The 20,305-nt window shown below is 71.2% G+C and carries 18 protein-coding genes; 13 read left to right on the top strand and 5 right to left on the bottom strand.

The genetic code is table 11. The features are described from left to right. Positions 1–174: 174 nt before the first annotated feature. Complete coding sequence (locus tag ACZ6NZ_RS14820; RefSeq protein WP_366610667.1) at positions 175–399, bottom strand: winged helix-turn-helix domain-containing protein; 225 nt, start codon at positions 397–399, stop codon at positions 175–177. A gap of 707 nt (positions 400–1,106) precedes the next feature. Here ACZ6NZ_RS14820 and ACZ6NZ_RS14815 point away from each other — a divergent pair. The 3 genes from ACZ6NZ_RS14815 (at position 1,107) to ACZ6NZ_RS14805 (ending at position 2,935) form a co-directional block, all read left to right on the top strand. Next, positions 1,107–1,280 carry a hypothetical protein gene (locus ACZ6NZ_RS14815; RefSeq protein WP_366610665.1) on the top strand — a complete coding sequence of 58 codons (174 nt, stop codon included), beginning with the start codon at positions 1,107–1,109 and terminating at the stop codon, positions 1,278–1,280. An 855-nt stretch (positions 1,281–2,135) separates the two neighbouring features. Then, on the top strand, positions 2,136–2,456 hold the full coding sequence (locus tag ACZ6NZ_RS14810; protein ID WP_465858614.1) for an ArsR/SmtB family transcription factor: 321 nt from the start codon (positions 2,136–2,138) through the stop codon (positions 2,454–2,456). Next, the gene (locus ACZ6NZ_RS14805; protein WP_465858613.1) at positions 2,453–2,935 is read left to right on the top strand and encodes an SRPBCC family protein; all 483 of its coding nucleotides are present in this window, start codon (positions 2,453–2,455) and stop codon (positions 2,933–2,935) included. The genes ACZ6NZ_RS14810 and ACZ6NZ_RS14805 overlap by 4 nt, the downstream gene beginning before the upstream one ends. 24 nt (positions 2,936–2,959) lie before the next feature. Here the strand turns inward: ACZ6NZ_RS14805 and ACZ6NZ_RS14800 are convergent, their stop codons facing one another. Beyond that, positions 2,960–3,208 (bottom strand): hypothetical protein, encoded by a 249-nt coding sequence (locus ACZ6NZ_RS14800; protein WP_465858612.1) that lies wholly within the window; start codon positions 3,206–3,208, stop codon positions 2,960–2,962. Between the two features lie 194 nt (positions 3,209–3,402). On the opposite strand from ACZ6NZ_RS14800, the gene ACZ6NZ_RS14795 reads away from it, so the two are divergent. Together ACZ6NZ_RS14795 and ACZ6NZ_RS14790 are read left to right on the top strand one after the other, a co-directional pair. Then, positions 3,403–4,203, top strand: a complete 801-nt coding sequence (locus ACZ6NZ_RS14795) for a 2OG-Fe(II)-dependent halogenase WelO5 family protein (protein WP_465858611.1) — start codon at positions 3,403–3,405, stop codon at positions 4,201–4,203. A gap of 15 nt (positions 4,204–4,218) precedes the next feature. Further along, complete coding sequence (locus tag ACZ6NZ_RS14790) at positions 4,219–5,160, top strand: threonine/serine dehydratase (protein ID WP_465858610.1); 942 nt, start codon at positions 4,219–4,221, stop codon at positions 5,158–5,160. Positions 5,161–5,183: 23 nt separating this feature from the next. Here ACZ6NZ_RS14790 and ACZ6NZ_RS14785 read toward each other — a convergent pair whose 3' ends face one another. Beyond that, positions 5,184–7,334: a tetratricopeptide repeat protein gene (locus ACZ6NZ_RS14785; RefSeq protein ID WP_465858609.1), complete on the bottom strand. Its 2,151-nt coding sequence runs from the start codon at positions 7,332–7,334 to the stop codon at positions 5,184–5,186. 280 nt (positions 7,335–7,614) lie between these two features. Here ACZ6NZ_RS14785 and ACZ6NZ_RS14780 point away from each other — a divergent pair, with 280 nt between their 5' ends. Further along, positions 7,615–8,103, top strand: a complete 489-nt coding sequence (locus ACZ6NZ_RS14780; protein ID WP_465858608.1) for a hypothetical protein — start codon at positions 7,615–7,617, stop codon at positions 8,101–8,103. Between the two features lie 50 nt (positions 8,104–8,153). On the opposite strand, the gene ACZ6NZ_RS14775 is transcribed toward ACZ6NZ_RS14780, so the two are convergent. After that, positions 8,154–10,574: a M28 family peptidase gene (locus ACZ6NZ_RS14775; protein ID WP_465858607.1), complete on the bottom strand. Its 2,421-nt coding sequence runs from the start codon at positions 10,572–10,574 to the stop codon at positions 8,154–8,156. Between the two features lie 291 nt (positions 10,575–10,865). Here ACZ6NZ_RS14775 and ACZ6NZ_RS14770 point away from each other — a divergent pair, with 291 nt between their 5' ends. The 7 genes from ACZ6NZ_RS14770 to ACZ6NZ_RS14740 all read left to right on the top strand — a co-directional run bounded on the left by ACZ6NZ_RS14770 (position 10,866) and on the right by ACZ6NZ_RS14740 (position 19,558). Further along, positions 10,866–12,065, top strand: a complete 1,200-nt coding sequence (locus tag ACZ6NZ_RS14770) for a PP2C family protein-serine/threonine phosphatase (RefSeq protein ID WP_465858606.1) — start codon at positions 10,866–10,868, stop codon at positions 12,063–12,065. After that, the gene (locus tag ACZ6NZ_RS14765; protein WP_465858605.1) at positions 12,062–13,786 is read left to right on the top strand and encodes a sensor histidine kinase; all 1,725 of its coding nucleotides are present in this window, start codon (positions 12,062–12,064) and stop codon (positions 13,784–13,786) included. Before ACZ6NZ_RS14770 ends, ACZ6NZ_RS14765 begins: the two co-directional genes overlap by 4 nt. Next, complete coding sequence (locus ACZ6NZ_RS14760) at positions 13,783–14,235, top strand: response regulator (protein WP_366610649.1); 453 nt, start codon at positions 13,783–13,785, stop codon at positions 14,233–14,235. The genes ACZ6NZ_RS14765 and ACZ6NZ_RS14760 overlap by 4 nt, the downstream gene beginning before the upstream one ends. Further along, positions 14,228–15,037: an inositol monophosphatase family protein gene (locus tag ACZ6NZ_RS14755; protein ID WP_465858604.1), complete on the top strand. Its 810-nt coding sequence runs from the start codon at positions 14,228–14,230 to the stop codon at positions 15,035–15,037. Before ACZ6NZ_RS14760 ends, ACZ6NZ_RS14755 begins: the two co-directional genes overlap by 8 nt. 181 nt (positions 15,038–15,218) lie before the next feature. Beyond that, positions 15,219–16,235, top strand: a complete 1,017-nt coding sequence (locus ACZ6NZ_RS14750) for a coiled-coil domain-containing protein (RefSeq protein ID WP_366610646.1) — start codon at positions 15,219–15,221, stop codon at positions 16,233–16,235. A gap of 36 nt (positions 16,236–16,271) precedes the next feature. Continuing rightward, positions 16,272–17,834: a fused MFS/spermidine synthase gene (locus ACZ6NZ_RS14745; protein ID WP_366610644.1), complete on the top strand. Its 1,563-nt coding sequence runs from the start codon at positions 16,272–16,274 to the stop codon at positions 17,832–17,834. A gap of 71 nt (positions 17,835–17,905) precedes the next feature. Then, entirely contained in the window at positions 17,906–19,558 is a 1,653-nt protein-coding gene (locus tag ACZ6NZ_RS14740; protein WP_465858603.1) for a protein kinase domain-containing protein, read from the top strand. A 61-nt stretch (positions 19,559–19,619) separates the two neighbouring features. Here ACZ6NZ_RS14740 and ACZ6NZ_RS14735 read toward each other — a convergent pair whose 3' ends face one another. After that, positions 19,620–20,288: a potassium channel family protein gene (locus ACZ6NZ_RS14735; protein WP_465858602.1), complete on the bottom strand. Its 669-nt coding sequence runs from the start codon at positions 20,286–20,288 to the stop codon at positions 19,620–19,622. Positions 20,289–20,305: the final 17 nt, after the last annotated feature.

Genomic DNA, 20,305 nt, shown 5'->3' with positions numbered 1-20,305 from the left:
GTCCGCTGAGTGAGTGCGAAACCCGATGATCCACTCGCCGTCCAGGAAATCGCGGGGTCCGGGGTGATGGGAAACCGCGACTTCCTGGAAGGCGAGTGGATCTACCGTGAGCGCTGTGCGCCCGAGGGCGCTGGCGGGGTCCGGCTCGCCGCGGTGGGCGTTGATGAAGGCGCTTTATCGGGGGAGCGGGTTGGCGACGTACACGCCTTTGCCCTGCCGCCCGTCGATCAAGCCCTCGGCTTTGAGTAGAAGCATCGAGGCGCGGATCACCGTGTTGCTGACGTCGTACTGCTCGCACAGCGCGGCGAAGGACGGCAGCTTGTCGCCCGGCTTCAACGTGCCGGAGCTGATCTGCTCGCGGATATCTCGGGCGACCTGTAGGTAGGCAGCTTCAGACATAGGTGGTGCTCCCAGCTTGGCGGCTGGTGCAAGAGAACCACATCTTCGGCTCGACTTACAACGCTATGTGTCGTAGCTGTTGACCCTGTGCACATTGCGTCCTAAGTTGGCTCGTGGGGCTACCCAGCTTGGCGGCCGGGTCGTCCTTGCCGTGGGTGCCCTGTCTCCGGACACGGCTGGCCGGGTGCCCACGGAACCCCAGGCGTCGGCGGGAGGCGCAGTGACCAGACCGAACGATGCTGCCTCAACCGGAGGCTTCGCCGGTGCAGCTGGGGATCTCGACGATCGGCAGCCAAGGGCGGCGCACAACCAGCGCGTGTCCTACGACGAGTACGTCATCGCAGTGGCGCTCACCCTGGCGCGCCGACACCGACCAGTCTGGTCCTGGCGGCACTGGCGACGCATCTGTCGCTGCGGTTCCGACCTGCCGTGCGGAAGCCGTCACCGGATCCCGATCAGTCGCCGCCACTGGCCGAGGCAGGACGACATGCAATGACGAGCCACCTCGCGATCACCCCAACCTGGATCTGCGCTGGCTGTGGTGCCGACTGGCCCTGCCATACCCGCCGTCGAGAGTTGCAAGCGGAGTACCACAGAGCCCCAGTGTCGCTGGCCCTCTACCTGGCCGCCCAGTTGGTTGACGCCGCCCAGGACCTGGTCCACGTGCCGGCTGGCCATCTGCACTATCGCTTCCTGGGCTGGACCCGATGAGCATCCTTCGTGCGGGTGACGAGAAGTTCCACTACAGCGACGGCTCCCACAAGTGGATCCCGCCGGACCCCGATTACGACCAGGACGTCTGGGACGAGCAGATTCGCCAGCACAAACACGGCCACCTGCGGAACGAGCGTCCGAAGGTCCGCATCCAGCGGCTGGTCTGAGGTGAGCGGCGGCGGTCAGAGGCTGGCGATGAGGAGTTCGCACACGGCCAGTGGAAGCACCGCGCTACCAGTTGTGGCGCGCGCCCATAGCCACCGAGGGCTTTAGGTGGATCGCTCCGAAGCGAGATTCAATCTAGCTTCGCGGTCGCCGGGCGACCTCGCGGTGGTCACCGTCGACGGCGCGTCGGCCTTCGGGCGTCCCCTTCTCAGCCGCATCGCTCAGGCCGTCGCGAGGTACCGGTAATACCGGGGCACTAAGCGGCCCGGCTCCCACCGGTTGGGGGCCGGGCCGCATATATAGGTGACGGGCGTCTTTGTAGGTGGGGGCGATGTAGTGCGCCGCGTCAGGGGAGACGATGGCGCAGTCGAGCCGGCCGCCGACGGACCGGGTGTGCGACCCGGGCGGCTGACGGCGTCGTGGAAGGGTGCGCGCCATCGTGTCCGCGTCCTCGAAGGACTCGACCGTGCGGAACCCCTCGGCGGCCTCGTTCAGGTAGCGGAACCAGGCCGCGCCCACCGGCCGACCTCGGCCTGCCGCAGATCTTGGACAGTTTCCGTCATCACGTGACGGAAACTGTCCAAGATCTCGACGGGTGAGCACCACCGGGGGCCCTTTCCCACAGTGACGACCAAGGGAAGAGCGGCGTGGTGGACGAGCCGTCGGACCGGATACCCACACCGCGGCCGACACGGCGGAAGCCGCGCTCGGGCGAGGTCCTGCACCTGACCCGCTCCGCGAGCGTGCAGTTCCTGGGTCCGATCTTCGTTCGCCACTCCCGGAGGCTCACACACAAGATCGATACGACCAATGCGGACCTGCTTGACGAGCGTGTCGGTAAGTCGTAGCTTACGTTCGTGGTGACTTACGGATGGCATCCAGGCTGGGAGGCGCTCGGCGATCCCAGCCGGCTCGCCATCGTCCAACGCCTCGCCGAACGGCCCTGTGCCGTCGGGGAGTTGGCGGACGAACTGCCGATCAGCCGGCCAGCCGTGTCGCAGCACCTCAAGGTGCTCAAAAGTGCCGGCCTCGTCATCGACCAGGCGATGGGAACCCGCCGGGTCTACCGGTTGAGTCCGGTGGGGTTGAGCGCGCTGCGGGACCAGCTCGACACCTTCTGGCGTCGAGCGCTCAACGGATATCAGGACGTCATCGAAGAGACGGAGGAGAGTTCATGACGCAAGCAGCCACAGCGGTGGTGCGCCGCCAGATCGTCGTCAACGCACCGGTCGAGCGGGCCTTCACCGTGTTCGCCGAACGGTTCGGCGACTTCAAGCCACCCGAGCACACCCTGCTCGACGTTCCGGTCACCGCTACCGTGTTCGAGCCCAGGGTCGGCGGGCACATCTACGACGTCGGGGCCGACGGCAGCGAGTGCCGGTGGGCGCGCATCCTCGCGTACGAGCCGCCGACCCGGATCGTGTTCAGCTGGGACATCGGACCGACCTGGCAGATCGAGACTAACCTGGCCCTCACCAGCGAGGTGGAGATCCGATTCGTGGCCGAGACCTCGTCCCGGACCCGGGTCGAGCTTGAGCACCGGAACATCGACCGGCACGGCCCCGGCTGGGAGTCGATTCGGGACGGCGTCGACACCGACACCGGGTGGCCGCTGTACCTCAGTCGTTACGAGTCCTTCTTCGGCACCGACAGCTAGGACCACTCGGCTGGAAGGGAGTCTTCAGTAGGCTGTGGCGTCGGCCCGGGAGCCGTGGCCGGCCGGGCGTCGGGACCAGCACTGCGGGCGCTGTCGGACGGCGAGCTCCAGGGCCTGATGGTCGGACTCGATCATTTCCCGGGCTATTCGACGCGCCATTTCCAGGCGGTCGACGTGCATGTCAAGATCCGTCGGGCCGGCGCCTGCCATCTCGAACTCCTTGTCAGCGTTCGAACTAGTCGCATCATGCGTCACGCCGAGAATCGTCACCATTAACCGAAAGGTGGAAAGCTTCCGCCGTACGGTTCGGTGTCACTTTTCCCGGTTGCGCCGATGGTAGCGGTGGCCGCGCCACGCCACGCGGAACTGCGTACACCCTGTCTTGCCTGCGGTTTGTACATTGCACGGTGCGCGGGTCGGGGGGCGCGACAAGTCCGGTGAGGGATCTTCGTTACGGGAGGACCGCCGTGCAGCATTCGAGCAGGACCGATCCCTTGTTCGTCGCCGTCGAAGCAGAATCGATCACCCGAGCGGATGTCGCCGGGCTCATCGCGGGGCGGCTCGCCGCCGTTCGGGTGCCGGGGTTGCTCTCCGCGGCCCGCTGCCAGGCGATCACCGCCGCCCTCGCCCACGCGCCCATGGACCGCTACGACGAGAGCCGGGTCTTTCCCGTCGTCGCCAAGTTCGGTCCGGCCATCAACGACCACCGGTCCGCCGGGGAGCTCCGCGAGGACTACTGGGACGCGGCCAGCGCTGCCGAGAAGAGCTGGTCGACGCTGGGCGTGTCGGACTCGCCCCGGGATCTGTGTCTGGCCGCGTTCCGCGGTGCCTGGCCGGATGTGGCGCCCGGGCGGCGGCAGGGCCGGGAGATGCACGTTGGCATCGTCCGCGAGATCAACGCCGGGCTCCAGGTGCACTTCGACGACGCGGTACGGGAGTACGCGGGCCGGCTGCTCGACAGCGAGGTGGTGGCCCAGTTGGCGTTCAACATCTACATCCGGGTGCCACCGACCGGTGGTGAGACGGTGCTCTGGCGGCGGCGCTGGCAGCCCGACGACGAGCCGCTGCGGATCCCCGGCGGGTACGGCTTCCAGGAGACGGTGGCCGCCGACGCGCAGTCGTTGACGTTGCGCCCCACGCTCGGGGAGGGCTTTCTGTTTGATCCGCGGCACTATCACACGGTGCGTCAGGCGTCGGATGGCCGACGGATTTCCATAGGATGCTTCGTCGGGCTCACCGACGATGGTCGACTGGCCCTCTGGTCGTAGTGAAGGGCGTTTCCCATGGTGGACAGAAGCGACGTCGAGGCGGCCGCGGCCCTTGTCGAGGGACGGGTCCGGGAAACCCCGGTCATCGCCGTCGACGGCGCCGATCTGGGTGTGCCGGGGCAGCTCAGTCTCAAGTTGGAGCTGCATCAGCACACCGGCTCGTTCAAGCCGCGTGGCGCGTTCAACCGGATGCTCCAGGGGGCCCTGCCCTCGGCCGGAGTGATCGCCGCGTCAGGTGGCAACCATGGCCTCGCCGTCGCGTACGCGGCCCGGTCGTTGGGCGTGCCGGCGGAGGTCTTCGTCCCGGTCACCGCCTCGCCGGTGAAGGTGCAGCGGTTGGCCGGGCTGGGCGCACAGGTGCGCCAGGTCGGCCAGCACTACGCCGAGGCCCTGGCCGCGAGCACGCAGCGGGCCGCGGAGACCGGCGCGCTGGTGGTGCACGCGTACGACCAGCCCGAGGTGGTGGCGGGTCAGGGCACCGTCGGCCGGGAGCTGGAGCGGCAGGTGGACGGCATCGACACGGTGCTGGTGGCGGTGGGCGGCGGCGGGTTGGTGTCCGGCATCGCCAGTTGGTTCGGTGGCTCGGTACGGGTCGTGGCGGTCGAGCCGGAGCAGATCCCCACCCTGCACTCGGCCCTGAAGGCGGGTCGTCCGGTCGACATCGAGGTGGGTGGCATCGCCACCGATTCGTTGGGTGCCCGGCGGATCGGCGAGATCGCCTTCGACACCGCCCGCCGGACCGAGGTGGTGTCCGTGCTGGTCCGCGACGAGGACCTGGTGCGGGCGCGCCGGCTGCTCTGGTCGGAGCTGCGGGTCGCCGCCGAGTTGGGGGGCGCCGCCGCGCTGGCCGCGCTGGTCGGCGGCGCGTACGTGCCGCAGCCGGGGGAGCGGGTGGCAGTGGTCATCTGTGGTGGCAACACCGACCCGAGCGACCTGGGCCCGGCCGCGCCGCACTGACCCGGCCGCGCCGCACTGACCGGTCAGCCGCCGTCGCGCAGCCGGCGCAGCGCGTGCTCCACCTGGAGGGTGTCCAGGTGGGTGTCGCCGAGGAGTCGCCGACGGTCGGCCAGCAACTGCTCGTACACCTCGATCGCCGCGTCGACCTGCTCCTCGAGCAGCAGCACCAGGGCCAGGGTGGATCGGATGGCGAGCACCTCGCTGCGGTCGGCGTGCCGGGGTTCCACGGTGGCCAGGGTGGCGCGCAGCTCGGCTCCCGCCTCGGCGAACCGGTCCTGCGCCTGCATGCAGCGGGCCAGCGTGTGCCGGGCCTGCCAGGTCTCCGGCTGGTTGAGCGGCCACAACCGGTAGCGGACCTCCAGGATGGCGTGCAGCATCTCCTCGGCCTCGGGTGCCCGTTGCTGGGCCAGCACCGCCAGCGCCAGGCTGTGCCGCACGATCATGGTGTCCCAGTGTTCCGGGCCGCGTACCTGATCCTCGGCGGCGACGATCTGCCGCAGCTCCAGCTCGGCCTCCGGCCACTGCCGCTGCGCCATGATGGCCTTGGTGAGCTTGTGCCGGCTGGCGAGGGTGTCGGCGTCGTCGCTGCCCAGCACCCGGGTGCGGTCGGCGATCACCTCGCGGAGCACCCGGTCGGCCATCTCCGGCTGGTTGCGCTCCAGCCAGGTGCGGCCCAGTTCGTGGCGCAGCGCCAGCACCTGCGGCCGGTCCAGGTCGTGGTCGTACGCGGCGCAACCGCGCACGATCGGGTCGAGGATGTCGAAGGCCGAGCCGGGTAGGCCGACCGCGATGAGGTAGCGGGCGGTGAGTCGGGTCAGCTCCAGCGCGCGGCGTACCGTCTCGGGGTCGTGCTTGTGTTTCTGCGGCACGAGGTATCCGCGCACGGCCTCGACCAGGTGCGGCACCAGCACGTCCCAGTTCGTCCAGGCCGCCGAGTCGTCCGGGTTCTGCCCTTCGGTGGCGGCGAGCAGCAGCTTCATGACCAGCCCGTGGTATTCGGCGAGCTGCTCACGCACCTCGTCGCGGTCGCGGAACATCGCGTGCACCAGTGGGTGCAGCGACAGCACGTGCGCGAACGCGGGGTCGGTGACCTCCTCGTGCACGTCGAAGTCGACCAGGGCCAGGTTGCCGATGCCCTCCAGCACCTTCACCCGCTGCCGGCCGGTGAGCCCCTTGAAGAGCGGCGACTCGGCCAGGATGGTCGGCTTGAGCACCACCTCGTAGGGGACCGGGGAGATGCTCAGGCAGGCCAGCACGTTGAGCAGTGGTCGGCTCTGTTGGAGTTGGCGGCGGGCCAGCAGATCCAGTGAGATGTCGTCGACCTCGCGGACGATCTCCAGGCCGAGGGACTCGTCGAGGTCGACGTCGGTGGCGTCGCGTGGTGAGCGGAACCGACGCTGCACGGCGGTGCGGTAGTCGGCGAACGTGGTGATCGTGGATGAGCCCCGCCAGACCGGGCTGGCGTTGACCGACCGCAGGTAGTTGCCGGCGGCCCGCAGGGCGAGAGGCAGGCCGCCCAGTTCCCGGGCGAGTTCCCGCGCGTCGGCCAGGCCGCCGGCCTGGGCGCCGGCCCGGTCGATGAGCACCTTCGCGCCGGCCTCGGCGTCGAGTGGGCGCACCTGGTGCAGCACCGACCAGGTGCCCCAGGTGGCCCGGTTGCCGTCCCGGCTGGTCACGACGACCATGCCGTATTCGGCCTCCGGGCTGCGCAGCCAGCCGGTGCCGTCGGCCAGCACTCCGTCGGTGGGGCCCAGGCTGGCGGGCTCGTCCGCACTGTCGAAGATCAACAGCCAGGGCTGCGCGGCCTGGTTGAGGTAGCGCCACACCAGGTCGGTGGCGCTGATCATGCCGGCCCAGGCCTGGTCGACCTGGGTCTCCGACGCGCCGAGTTGGCTGACCACCTCCCGCATCCCGGAGTTGAGCCGCCCCGCCTGCACCCACCAGACGGTACGGCCGTCGGCGCGGGCCTGACGGGCGATCTCCAGCGCGACGTGGCTCTTGCCGGAGCCGCCCATGCCGCACAGGATGTGCACCGCGGGTCGACCCTCGGCAGCGTCCCCTGGCCGCAGGATCTCGCCGATCAGGTCGGCGCGGCCGTGCAAAGGGCTGTCCAGTCGCCCGAGCGGTGGATCGACGGAGACCCGACTCGGCCGGTCGTACGCAGGCCGAGGCACGCCGGCATCCTCGGGTGGAACGTCCGCAGTCAATGCGGTCCCCCTTCGGTGGCGAATTCACAATGGGGCGGAGGCGGAAGATCCTGTCCATCTGATGGACAGTCGGAGGGATTGCCATCCGCGCCATGTCGACCGCAAGCGTATCCATCCCCGTACTGGGTTGCACACTCTCCGTTCAGGCCGCCCGGCTGACCAAAATCAGCGCCGGAATTCCAGTTCGCCGCTGATTCCGGCCGATCCGCCGTGCGCGACACTCGACACGGGCATCCACGATGGACCTATGAACTGGTCGCCAATCCAGGATGTCGTCGACTGGGGTTCCGTGCCGGACTGGTTCGGCGCGGTCGGCTCCATTGCCAGCGTGCTCTTCGTCTACCTCGGATTGCGGCGGGAAATCCGTGCCCGTCGCGACGACGATCTGCGGGTCCGGGCCACCCAGGCTCGGCTGGTCTCGGCGGTGGCCGAGATTCGCGGCACCTCGGTGCTGCGGATCGTGGTGGCCAACGAGAGCGATGCTCCGGTGCTGGACGTGGTGGTGCTGGCCCGGCTCGCCCCGCCCGACGACCCGGACGCCCTACCGGTCGGGCTCGCCGCGGCGAAACAGGTCCTCCGGATTCCCGGCCGCGACGTGCACGACCTCTTCGTCACCGTCGCGGCGGAGCATCGGCTCCGCCCGGCCGACAACGTTCTGGTGGATCTCACCTTCACCGACCACGACGGTAATCGCTGGCACCGCATCGGTGCCGGTCAGCCCGAACCGGTGGGCTGACCGGAGCAGGTGGTCCGGCGACGAACCGCTCACCGGACCACCTCCGACCGTCAGAGGGGATAGGTCCGGGCGACCGCCAGCATCTCCGAGCTGTGCGACCCGACGACGCCGACGGCCGGCGGCCGGGGGCGGAAGCCGGGCAACGCGTCCAACCCGTCACTGGCATCCATCGCCCGCAGCGACACCTGCCCGGCAATCGGGCGCAGGGTCAACACGACCTCGATGCCCTCCGCCGGCGGGGCGTGGAACACCAGCCCGAAGCCCCACTTCCCGGCGCGGGGCTCCACCGGCACCGACCGCCCCGCCACGTCGGCGCGCAGCACGGTGGCGGTCGACGTGTCGACGTGCAGGGTCGCGAGCCGGGACACCCGCTGCGGGGTGAGCCGCAGCCGCAGCGTGCGCTCGCCGCCCGTGGTGGTGTCGGCCACCACCTCCAGCTTCGGTGCCGGCAGGTTCGCCGACTGCGCCGGCCCGGCCCGCAACTCACCGTCGCCGAGCCCGGGGAAGTCGTCGGCGACGTCGGTGACCCCGTCCACGTAGCCGTCCGTCCACGGCTGCGGGTCGCTCTCGTGGCTGAGCCAACGGGCCTGGCCGGTGCCGGCGTCCAGGGCGTACATCAGGTGGGTGGGAGCGGGGTGGGCGGCGTCGAAGCGGTCGACGCCCAGGCCGACCCCGGCGAGCACCACCGCCGCCACGGCGGCGGCGCCGGCCGGCAGCACCGCGAGCCGCCGGGCCCGCAGCGCCAGCAGACCACGCTGGCCGCCGGCCTGCGGGTGCAGCAGGTCGACCACCGGCAGGGCCACCAGGCCGAGCAGCACCGCGACCAGCGCGGCCACCCCGCCCATGGCCATCCCCAGCGCGGGGAAGAGCAGCACCACGGTGGGCAGCAGGATGACCACACCCACTGCCGCGGCGGCCGTCACCGCCACCACCGGCCACGGTCCGCTCTGCCGGGTGCGCAGCGCGACGAGCCCGCCGAGGGCGCCGGCCAGCGCCGGCAGTGTGGTGAGGTACGCCCCACCCGGCACCGCCACGGCGAGCAGCACCCCGAGCACCGCCAGCCAGGCCAGCCCGCCGACGGCCAGCGCGGCCGGGCCGATCCGGCGGCGGGTCAGCGCGTACCAGGTGAACAGGATGGCGGTGGCGAGCGCCAGGACGGCCAACCGGTACCAGATCGGCCGGTACGGGTCGAGCAGCTCCGCGTACCCCGGTCGGATCGTGGTGATCGCCAGCCAGAGCAGTTGGGCGGCGACCGGCGCGGCGATGATCGGCACCAGGGCCAGCGCGAAGCCGGCGGCCAGCCGGCCGGTGCTGGCCCGGCCGCTGCGGCGGATCAGCCAGCCCAGGGCGGCCACCAGTGCCACCGCGAGCAGGGCCAGCGGCAGGGTGAGCCAGCCGGGGTAGCGGACCAGCCCGCCGGGGACGGGAAAGTAGGTGGCGTCGTGTTCGGAGCGCAAGTCGGTCAGGTCCGTGCCGCCGAACTCCCGGGCGAGGCCCAAGGCGTTGTCCCCGTGCTGCTGGAGGCTGCCCCGGTCCATGGCGGCCGGGGTGTCCAACGGCGTGTGGTAGATCGCGCCTCCGTCGATGTACGCCGAGTTCAGCCCGACGAACTTCTGATCGAGAAAGGCGGTGAAGTCGGTGTCGTTGGGCAGCGCGCGGTAGATCTCCACAGCGAACGAGGTGCCGACCGGGTGTGGGGCGGCCCGGCCGAAGATGTCCACCAGCTTCGCGTTGTTCCGGGAGGTCTCGAACATGATCACCGGCCCGGTCGAGCCCCGCGCCTCCAGGTTGAGCACCACGCCGCCGTCGGCGGCCAGCGGGTGACTGGCAGCGAACGCGGACGCGCCGCAGAGGCACGCCTCCTCGGCGTCGGTCAGCACGAAGACGATGTCGTTGCGCGGCCGGGGGCCGGTGGTCAGCGCGCGGGCCACCTCCAGGATCGTCGACGTGCCGGCCGCGTCGTCGTTGCCGCCCGGCCCGGTCTGCACCGAGTCGTAGTGGGCGACCAGGAAGACCCGGCCCGTCGAGTCGGTGCCCGGCATCCGAGCCACCACGTTGCGGACCCGGGCCAGCGTCGCCCCTCCCGCCGCCCCGCTGAGCTGGCCGGCCTCCGGCGCCACGGTGTCCTGCACCTCGGTCTCCAGGCCCAGCCCCCGCAACTGCTGCTCAAGGTGCGCGCGGACCTGCTCGTTGGCCGGGCTGCCGGCGACGTGCGACCGGGCGGCGATCACCTGGACGTCCTCGTACGCCCGGCCGGCGCTGAACGCGTCCGCCGGGGCGTCGGCCGACTTCGGGGCGGGGGTGCGCAGGTCGAGCAGACTGCCGGCGCCGACCGCGGCCAGCGCGACCAGAGCCGCCGCGGCGGCCACGAGCCGCCGGCGCGGTCGGGTCAACGCACGGTCGGCCGGGGGTACGCCCGGGATCGGACGGGGTGGCGTGCCCGTCGTGGCCGGGGTGGTCGGTGCTCCCACGGGAACTCCTCGGGGGTGGTGGGGCCTGGGGTGGGATCATCCTGCCCGTCGGCGGTCGCGCAGGGGGATGGCCGGTACGTCAGGCGTCCATCAGCCGCCCGGTTTGTCCATGGCCGAGCAAGTGATGCGCCCCATCCCCGCCCGCGCCGGAGGCATCGTGTTGTGTGGGACCGTTGTCTAATACAGGATCAGCGGGGCACTCGGAAGGAGCCCGACATCACCAGCGAACTCCCGCGTCTCGCGGCGGTGACCCGGCCGCACCGGGGGGCCGGCTCGGCCGGTTCCCCAGTTGTGCCGTACCCGCACGGCGGCCTGGCGCGGCACGCCAACCTGCCGCCGGGTGAGCGGCTGCGCGTGCTGCTGGTGGAGGACGACGAGGGCGACGCCTTCCTGGTCGGTGAGCTGCTGGCCGAGACGAACTCGATGATCGACCTGCTGGTCGCCACCAGCCTCCGGGAGGCGCGGCAGCGGATCACCGACGTGGACTGCGTCCTGCTCGACCTGGGTCTGCCCGACGCCCAGGGCCTGGACGGGCTGCGCCAGGTGTTGGAGATGTCCAGCGGTGCCGCGGTCTGCGTGCTGACCGGCCGCACCGACGAGCACCTGGGCGTCGTGGCGGTCGCCGAGGGCGCCCAGGACTACCTGGTCAAGGGTCAGGTCGACGGGGTGCTGCTGACCCGGGCGCTGCGCTACGCCGTGGAGCGTAAGCGCGCCGACGAGAACGCCCGCCGGCTGCGCGAGGTCGAGCTGCGCCAGGCCGAGTCGGCCCGACTCGAACGCGGTCTGCTGCCCCAACCGCTGATGAGCACCGACCAGGTGGCGGTGCACACCTTCTACCGGCCGGGCCGGCACGCCGCCCTGATCGGCGGGGACTTCTTCGACGTGGTGCAGACCCACCCCGACCGCCTCGACCTGATCGTCGGCGACGTCTGTGGGCACGGGGTGGACGAGGCCGCGCTCGGGGTCGAGCTGCGGGTGGCCTGGCGGGCCCTGGTGCTCGCCCGGGTGCCGGACGACGAGGTGCTGCCCGCCCTGGAGCAGGTGCTGATGAGTGAGCGCCGCCTCCAGGAGATCTTCGCGACGGTGGCCACCATCCGACTGGACCTGGACGCCAACCGGGCCACCGTCCGACTGGCCGGGCACCCGCCACCGCTGCTGCTCTCCGGCGGCCGGGTCGCCCCGGTGCCCGCGCCCGGCGGCCTGCTGCTGGGCGTACGGCCCCGCCGGCCGATCGCCTACGACCTGGAGTTCGACACCGATGACTGGTCCCTGTTGATGTACACCGACGGCCTGATCGAGGGGCGGGTGGGTGCCGGCAACGAACGGCTCGACGTGCCGGGCCTCAGTGGCCTGCTGGACGAGCCGGCGAACCGTACGGTGTCGCTGCCCGAGCTGCCGGCGTGGCTGGTCGGGCGGGCCGAGCGGCTCAACGGTGGTCCGCTCGCCGACGACGTGGCCATGCTGCTGGTCAGCCGGGGCGGTGGCCGGTGAGGCCGGTCATCGGTGGCTGGAGTCTCCGCCGCCGGGTGATCACCCTGCTCACCGTCGTGGGCTTTCTGCTGATCGGGCTGGCCGGCGCGGAAGCGGCGATGGCCGCCCGCAACCGCACCCAGATCGACGCGGTGCTGAACGAGACCGGCCCGTTGCGGGTGCAGTCCCAGGAACTGCTCAACGCGCTGCTCGACCAGGAGACGGCGATCCGCGGGTACGCGGTCAGCGGCGACCAGGACGACCTGAACCCCTACCGGGAAGGGCTCGCCCAGGAGCAGAGCGTCACCGCCTCGATGCGGAAGCTTCTCGACGACTATCCGGAGATCAGCCAGGAGCTGCGCACCGTCGAGGAGCGTGTCACGCAGTGGCGGCGGTCGGTCGCGGAGCCGGTGATCACCACCACCGAGCAGAGCGGCACCAGCGCCGGCCAGGCGTTGGTCACCGAATCCGCCCGGCAACAGTTCGACGGGGTGCGTTCGGCGGTGAACGATCTCCAGGAGGAGGTCCTGTCCGCCCGGGAGCAGACCGCCGCCAACGTGCGTACCAGCAGCAACGTGCTGGTCGTCCTGCTGATCGTGGCCGCCCTGGTGGTGGTCATCGCCGGTACGGTGCTGCTGCTCTCGCTGGATCGGATGGTGGTCCGGCCGCTGACCGGCCTCGCCACCCAGGTTCGCGAGGTCGCCGAAGGCGACTACCAGCACCGCATCGCCACCGTCGGCCCGCCGGAGTTCATCCAACTCGGCGAGGACGTGGACGCGATGCGGCAGAAGATCGCCGCCGACCTGGCCGAGGTGCGGGCCGCCCGCGAGCGCATCGAGTGGGTGAACAGTCAGCTCCAGAAGCAGGCCGAGGAGTTGACCCGCTCCAACCGGGATCTGGAGCAGTTCGCGTACGTGGCCTCGCACGACCTGCAGGAGCCGCTGCGGAAGGTCGCCAGCTTCTGCCAGCTGCTCCAGCGCCGTTACGCCGGGCAGCTCGACGAGCGGGCCGACCAGTACATCGCCTTCGCGGTGGACGGCGCGCAACGGATGCAGCGCCTGATCAACGACCTGCTCGCGTTCTCCCGGATCGGGCGGCTCACCACCGGCTTCGTCGAGGTCGACCTGAACAAGGTGATGGGCGACGTGGCCGGCCAGACCGAGGCCGCCCGGCAGTACGCGGACGCCGAGTTGACCTGGAGCGGGCTGCCGACGATCTCCGGTGAGGAACCCCTGCTCACCAACCTGCTGGCCAACCTGGTCAGCAACTCGATCAAGTTCCGCCGCCCGGACGTGCCGCCGAAGGTGCACGTCTCGGCGCGCCTGGTGGGTGCAGAGTGGGAGATCACCTGCCAGGACAACGGCATCGGAATCGAGCCGGAGTTCGCCGACAAGATCTTTGTGATCTTCCAGCGGCTGCACTCCAAGGACGCGTACCCGGGCACCGGCATCGGGTTGGCGATCGTCAAGAAGATCGTCGAGTACCACGGCGGCCGGGTCTGGGTGGACACCGACGTGCCGGAGGGCACCGCGATCCGCTTCACCCTGCCGGCACTTCCCGAGGACGTCGCGGCGGCTGCCGCCGTCGACTCCGCGGGGGAGCCGACCGATGGTGACGCGACGCCCCCGACCGAGGCTCCGGCAGCGCTGACGGAGCCGGCCGACGGCCCGGACCAGCCGGACCGGGCCGACCGGACGCTGGAAAGCGGTAGAACGGGTGACATGAGGGAGACGGTGGGATGACCGCGCCGGCGGATGGCAAGAGCCCGATCGAGGTCCTGCTCGTTGAGGACGACCCGGGTGACGTGCTGATGACCCAGGAGGCGTTCGAGGAGCACAAGCTGCGTAACCGGTTGACCGTCGTCTCCGACGGGGCCGAGGCGCTCGCCTACCTGCGCCGGGAAGGTCAGTACGCCGACGCGACGGCGCCCGACCTGATCCTGCTCGACCTCAACCTCCCCCGGCGCGACGGCCGGGAGGTGCTGGAAGAGATCAAGAAGGACCAGGACCTGCGCCGGATCCCGGTGGTGGTGCTCACCACCTCGCAGGCCGACGAGGACATTCTGCGCAGCTACCAACTGCACGCCAACGCCTACGTGACCAAGCCGGTGGACTTCGAGCGCTTCATCTCGGTGGTCCGTCAGATCGACGAGTTCTTCGTCAGCGTGGTCAAGTTGCCGCCGCGTGGCTGACACCCTGCTGGACGACGTCGGCGGCCTGCTCTGGGAGGCCGCCGACCAGGTCGTGCTGCCGCTGTTCCGCAAGCTCGACGACGACGACGTGTCGGAGAAGGCGCCCGGTGAGGTGGTCACCGTCGCCGACCGCCGGGCCGAGGAGCTGCTCTCGGCGGGGCTGCGCCGGCTGCGGCCGGGCTCGACGGTGGTCGGCGAGGAAGGCGTCGCCGACGATCCGGGTCTGCTGCGGCACCTGCGCGACAGCGGGGACGTCTGGCTGGTCGACCCGGTCGACGGGACCGCCAACTTCGCCTCCGGTCGCCGGCCGTTCGCGCTGATGGTGTCGCTGCTGACCGACGGGCGACCGGCCGCCGGCTGGATCCTCGACCCGCTGGCCGGCACTCTCGCGGCCGGCCGGGCGGACGAGGGCACCCTGCTCAACGGTCGACCGGTGGACGGCGTCGGCTCGGTGCCGCCGCTCGGCGAACTGCGCGGCGCGGCGATGACCCGTTTCCTGCCGCCGGAGACCCGCGACCGGGTCCGCGCCGGCGGGCGGCGGCTCGGTGAGCTGCTGCCCGGCCAGCACTGCGCCGGTCGGGAGTACCTGGACATCCTCACCGGCGAGCAGCAGTTCGTCCTCTTCTGGCGCACCCTGCCCTGGGACCACGGCCCGGGCACGCTGCTGGTCCGTGCCGCCGGAGGCGTCGCCCGCCGATTCGACGGCGTCGACTACCACCCCGCCGACGACGGCCGCGGTCTGCTCGTCGCCGCCAACGAGCAGGTCTGGGCGGACGTGCACGAGGCGCTCCTGCGCCCCTGATCCGCGCGCTGCGCGACCGCGCCGGAACGCTGCGTCGACATCGAGACAGCCTGAGGGTCAGCAGGCTGGTCACCGGCCCACGATCCGGTATCGTGACCGGCGGTCTCCGCCAGCGGACCGCCGACCGGCGTCTCCGTGCAGCGTCACATCGGGGGCCGGCGGTCGACGGAAGGACGCTTTCGTGCCCAGGTTCAGGGTCAGCCCGCGGCTCGGTCGCCGCGCACTGTTCGCCGTGCTCGCCGCCGTCGCGCTGGTGCTCGGTGGTGCCGCGGTGCCCGCGTACGCGGAGCCGGACGAGGGTGGCAGCAAGAAGCTGCGGGACGCGCTGGAGCTGACCGCCAAGGGCCACATCGAGGCCAAGGCCAAACTGGACAACTCCAAGCGTCGCCAGACCGCGCTGGCCGGCGAGCTGACGGCCCTCGAGGGTCGGCTGGTCGGGCTCACCGCCCAGGTGGGTGAGGTGGCCGCGCAGTCGTACCGCTTCGGTCGGTTGAACGCGGCGTCGATGCTGCTCAACACCGCCACGCCGGAGGCGTTCCTGCAACGCGCCAGCGACCTCGACCTGATGGCCCAGCGGGACGGCAAGCGGCTGCGTGACCTCACCGAGGCCCGGCAGCAGGCGCAGCAGGCCAAGGTGGCCATGGACGCCGAGGTTCGCGAGCAGCAGAAGCAACTCGCCGTGATGGCGAAGAAGAAGAAGGAAGCCGAGGAGGCGCTCGCCGAGGTCAGCTCCGGCGGCAGTAACGGTTTCAGTGGTGGCAGCTCCACCTCGGCGAAGCCGGCACCGCGTAACTCCGACGGGTCCTGGCCGTCGGAATCCTGCTCGGTGAAGGACCCGACCACCAGCGGGTGCATCACTCCGCGCACCCTCAACGCGCTCAAGCAGACCCAGGCGGCCGGCTACAAGCGGCACGTCTCCTGCAAGCGCAGTGGCGGCGGCGGCGAGCATCCGAAGGGCCGGGCCTGCGACTTCTCGGCCGCCACGAACGGCTTCGAGGACAAGAACGCGACCGGCGGCGACAAGGCGTACGGGGACAGCCTGGCCGCCTGGCACGTGCGCAACGCCGACCGGCTGGGCGTGCTCTACGTGATCTGGTACCGGCAGATCTGGCACCCCGGCACCGGGTGGCGCTCGTACAGTGGAAGCGGCTCTCCGGCGGCGACCCACACGAACCATGTTCATCTCTCGATGTACTGACCCGAAGCACCAGCTTCGCTGCGTACCATCGCGACGATGAGCTCCCCACCGTCCGACGTAGCGGCCCTCCCCGCACCCCCGGCCCAGCCCGTGCCGACCACCGGCCGGGCGTTGCCCAACGGCCTGGCCGCCTTCCTGGTCTTCTTCTCCAGCGGTGCCGTGTTGGTGCTGGAGACTGTCGCGCTGCGCCTGGTCGGCCCGTACGTCGGGGTGACCCTTCAGGTGACCAGCTCCGTGATCGGCATCGCGTTGGCCGCGATCGCCTACGGGGCGTGGTCCGGCGGCTGGCTGGCCGACCGGCGCAACCCGCGGGGCCTGCTCGCGCCGGCGTTGGTGTTGGCCGGCATCGCCACCGCGGTCACCCTGCCCGTCGTCCGGTACGCCGGTGAGGTGCTGCGCGGTGGTGCGGCCAGCGGCATCCTGCTGCTGGTCGCGTTGGCGGTGTTCGTGCCGGCCGCACTGTTGGCGGCGGTCACCCCGCTGGTCGTGAAACTCCAGCTCGCCGACCTGCGCCGCACCGGCCAGGTGGTCGGCCGGCTCTCCGGGATCGGCACCCTGGGCGGCATCACCGCCACCCTGGGCACCGGGTTCGTGCTGGTCGCCGCGCTGCGCAGCACCGTCATCCTGCTCGCCCTGGCGATCTCGCTCGGGCTGGTCGGTCTCGGTCTCGGCTGGTACCTGCGCCGGCAGGAGCCCACCGAGCTGCCCGGTCCGGCCCGGGTCCGCGCCGCGCTGGCCGTGCTCGGCCTGGCCGGGGCGGGGCTGAGCACCGTGGCGCCCAACCCGTGCGACATCGAGACGGCGTACCACTGCGCCCGGGTCACCGCGGACCCCGCTCGGCCCAGCGGGCGGACGCTGCTGCTCAACTCCGCCCAGCACTCGTACGTGGACCTCGCCGACCCGAAGCACCTGGAGTACGCGTACACGAAGTGGATCGGCGCGGTCGGTGACGTCGCCGCGCCGGCCGGTCAGCGCCTGGACGCGCTGCACCTGGGCGGCGGCGGGTTCACGGTGCCGCGCTACCTGACCGCGACCCGACCGGGCACCGACAACCTGGTGTTCGAGATCGACGGCGGGCTGGTCGAGCTGGGTGAGCAGGAGCTGGGCGTACGGTCGGGACCGGACCTGCGGGCGGTGGTGGGTGACGCCCGGATGCTGGTTGCCGGCGAGCCGACCGACAGCCGTGACCTGGTGGTCGGCGACGCGTTCGGGCACCTGGTGGTGCCCTGGCACCTGGCCACCCGGGAGATGGCCGCCGACGTCCGGCGGGTGACCCGCCCCGGCGGCGTGTACGTGCAGAACGTCATCGACTACCCGCCGCTGCGGTTCATCCGCGCCGAGTTGGCCACGGTGGCCGCCGAGTTCGGGCACGTCGCGGTGATCGCGCCCCCGGAGGCGCTCGCCGAGGAGCAGGGCTCCAACTTCCTCATCGTCGGCTCCGACGCGCCGTTGCCGCTGGAGGCCGTCCGGGCCCGGCTGGCCGAGGTGGACCCGAAGGTCAGCCTGCTGTCCGGTGCGGCGCTGACGGACTTCGTCGGTCCGGCGATGGTGTTGACCGACGACTACGCCCCGGTGGACCAACTGCTGGCCACCGCCTGATCGGGTGACAATCCTGACCGATTCCGATACTCCAGGTGTAGGCGGGCCGTTCCTGGGCAACATCGCTCACCATGGGCGGTGGGGACCGGAACGGCGCGCAGTTGCTCGATGAGCGGTACCGGCTGATCGAGCAGCTCGGCGCGGGCGGCATGTCGGTGGTCTGGCGTGGCTACGACGAGGTGCTCGGTCGCCAGGTCGCGGTGAAGGTGTTGGCTTCCCGGCTGGCCAGCGACCGGGCCTTCCGCCACCGCATCCGGATCGAGGCGCAGGCCGCCGCGCGGCTCTGCCACCCCAACATCACCAACGTGTACGACTACGGCGAGTCCGAGCAGGTCGGTCTCACCGTGCCGTACGTGGTGATGGAGCTGGTCGACGGCGCCTCGCTGGCCAGCCGGCTGGGTCGGGAGAGCCAACTGCCGTGGCGGGAGGCGGTGACCATCGGCGCCGAGGTCAGCTCCGCGCTGGCCACCGCGCACGCTCGCGGAGTGGTGCACCGTGACGTCACCCCGGGCAACGTCATGCTCACCTCGACCGGTGTCAAGGTGGTCGACTTCGGCATCTCCGCGCTCGTCGGGGAGAGCGAGAAGGGCCCGGACGGCGCGCTGTTGGGCACTCCCGCGTACCTCGCCCCGGAGCGGCTGGACAACGGCCAGGTCTCCCCGGCCACCGACGTGTACGCCGTCGGGCTGCTGCTCTACCGGATGCTCTCCGGTCGACTGCCGTGGCAGGCCAGCACGACCACCCAGATGCTGCGCGCCCACATGTACAACGACCCGGAGCCGATGCCCACCGTCCCGGGTCTGCCCGACGGGGTGGCCGACCTGGTCGGACGCTGCCTGGCCAAGCGACCCGCGGACCGGCCGGTCACCGCCGAGCTGACCCGGACGCTCGCCGAGGCGGCCGGCATGCTCGCGGCGGTGCCGGTCTCCCCGGCCGCCGGGCCGCTGGACGCGGCGATGCTCGGCAGTGCCCGTACCACCATCCTGCCCTGGTCGGCGGCGACCGACGCGTTGCCGCTGTCGCGGACCCGCAACCGGCGGACGCAGCAGCGGGTGACCCGGCGTCGGCGGGTGGAGGCCGGCGTGGCCGCCGTCGGGCTGATCGCGGTCACCGGGGCGATGTGGGGGTTCACCTCGCGCAGCCCGGCCAGCGGAGGGGACAGGCCGACGACCGAGGCTCGGATGGGTCTGCCGACGGCGGCGCCCTGCGAGGTGGCGTACGCGTTGCGCACCGACTCCGGCACCGACTTCTCCGCCGAGCTGACCCTGACCAACACCGGTGGCCGTGAGCTGCGGGACTGGGCGATGAGCTTCACCTTCCCCGGGCAGCAGAAGGTGACGAAGGCGGAGCCCGCGCCGGTGCAGCAGCAGGGGAGCACGGTGCTGATCCGACCGGCGGCCCAGCGCACCACGCTGGCCCCCGGTGCGGTCGAGAAGGTGACCCTCACGGGCAAGTACAGCGGGGCGAACCAGTTGCCTGTCGAGTTCCGACTCGGCGAGGCGACCTGCGGGGTTCGGGTTTCCGGCGTCGCCGGCAGCGTGCCGTCCACGGCCCCGCCGGCCAAGGCCGCCACGGTGAAGGCCCCGCCGAAGAAGACGACGGCACGCGGCGGCTCCGGCGCGGGTGGCGGTGCGTCGAAGGCCAAGCCGCCGAAGCCTGCGAAGGCCCCGTCGAAGCCAGCGAAGCCCGCGAAGGCCGCCGGTGGTGGTCCGGGAAAAGTGTGAAGGTGACCAAGGGGCCGCGTGGTCACCGGAAATGAGCAGGCCACGGTAGGGGCGTGGCTGGTCAGCGCATCCCCGCGAACCGCTGCACCTGGTCGATCCCACCTTCCACGATGAGCACCCCGCCCTGGGGGAGCGTGGTGTCGTCGGAGGTGTACCGGAAGCGTTCGCCGGGCAGCTTGGCGCCGACCACGCGTACCCCGAAGCGCTCCTCCGGTCTCAGGTCGAGCAGGGTGCGCCCGACCAGGGACTCCGGCACCCGGACGGTGGCGATGGCGAAATCGTCGTCGAACTCGATGAAGTCGAGCAAGCGGCTGACGATCAGGTGCGCGACCCGGTCCCCGGTCTCCGCCTCCGGGAAGATCACGTGGTGCGCGCCCACCGACGCCAGGATCTTCGCGTGCTTCTGCGAGGTGGCCCGCGCCCAGATCTCGGGTACGCCCAGCTCGACCAGCGCCAACACGGTGAGCACACTCGCCTCCACCGAAGCCCCGATGGCCACCACCGCCCGCCCGAAGGTGGTGATGCCCAGCTGCCGCAGCGCTCCCTCCTCGGTCGCGTCGGCCTGAACCACCCGGTCGAGCTGCGCCGACCAGCGCTGCACCTTCGCCGGGCTGTGGTCGATCGCCAACACCTCGCGGTCCATCCGGGTCAGCGACCCGGCCAGGTGGCACCCGAATCGACCCAGCCCGATCACCACGATGCCGCCGCTGTCCGCCCGTCTAGCCGACACCTCGGCCCTCCCTGCTT

The organism is Micromonospora sp. NPDC047756, assembly GCF_055587245.1.
This window is presented reverse-complemented; position numbering and strand designations above follow the sequence as displayed.

Excerpts from the sequence above, each read along its gene's own strand:
- ACZ6NZ_RS14815 (WP_366610665.1), top strand. The coding sequence starts at position 1,107 with ATGAGCATCCTTCGTGCGGGTGACGAGAAGTTCCACTACAGCGACGGC.
- ACZ6NZ_RS14740 (WP_465858603.1), top strand. The coding sequence starts at position 17,906 with ATGGGCGGTGGGGACCGGAACGGCGCGCAGTTGCTCGATGAGCGGTAC.
- ACZ6NZ_RS14760 (WP_366610649.1), top strand. The coding sequence starts at position 13,783 with ATGACCGCGCCGGCGGATGGCAAGAGCCCGATCGAGGTCCTGCTCGTT.
- ACZ6NZ_RS14805 (WP_465858613.1), top strand. The coding sequence starts at position 2,453 with ATGACGCAAGCAGCCACAGCGGTGGTGCGCCGCCAGATCGTCGTCAAC.
- ACZ6NZ_RS14790 (WP_465858610.1), top strand. The coding sequence starts at position 4,219 with ATGGTGGACAGAAGCGACGTCGAGGCGGCCGCGGCCCTTGTCGAGGGA.
- ACZ6NZ_RS14800 (WP_465858612.1), bottom strand. The coding sequence starts at position 3,208 with ATGGTGACGATTCTCGGCGTGACGCATGATGCGACTAGTTCGAACGCT.
- ACZ6NZ_RS14745 (WP_366610644.1), top strand. The coding sequence starts at position 16,272 with ATGAGCTCCCCACCGTCCGACGTAGCGGCCCTCCCCGCACCCCCGGCC.
- ACZ6NZ_RS14780 (WP_465858608.1), top strand. The coding sequence starts at position 7,615 with ATGAACTGGTCGCCAATCCAGGATGTCGTCGACTGGGGTTCCGTGCCG.
- ACZ6NZ_RS14820 (WP_366610667.1), bottom strand. The coding sequence starts at position 399 with ATGTCTGAAGCTGCCTACCTACAGGTCGCCCGAGATATCCGCGAGCAG.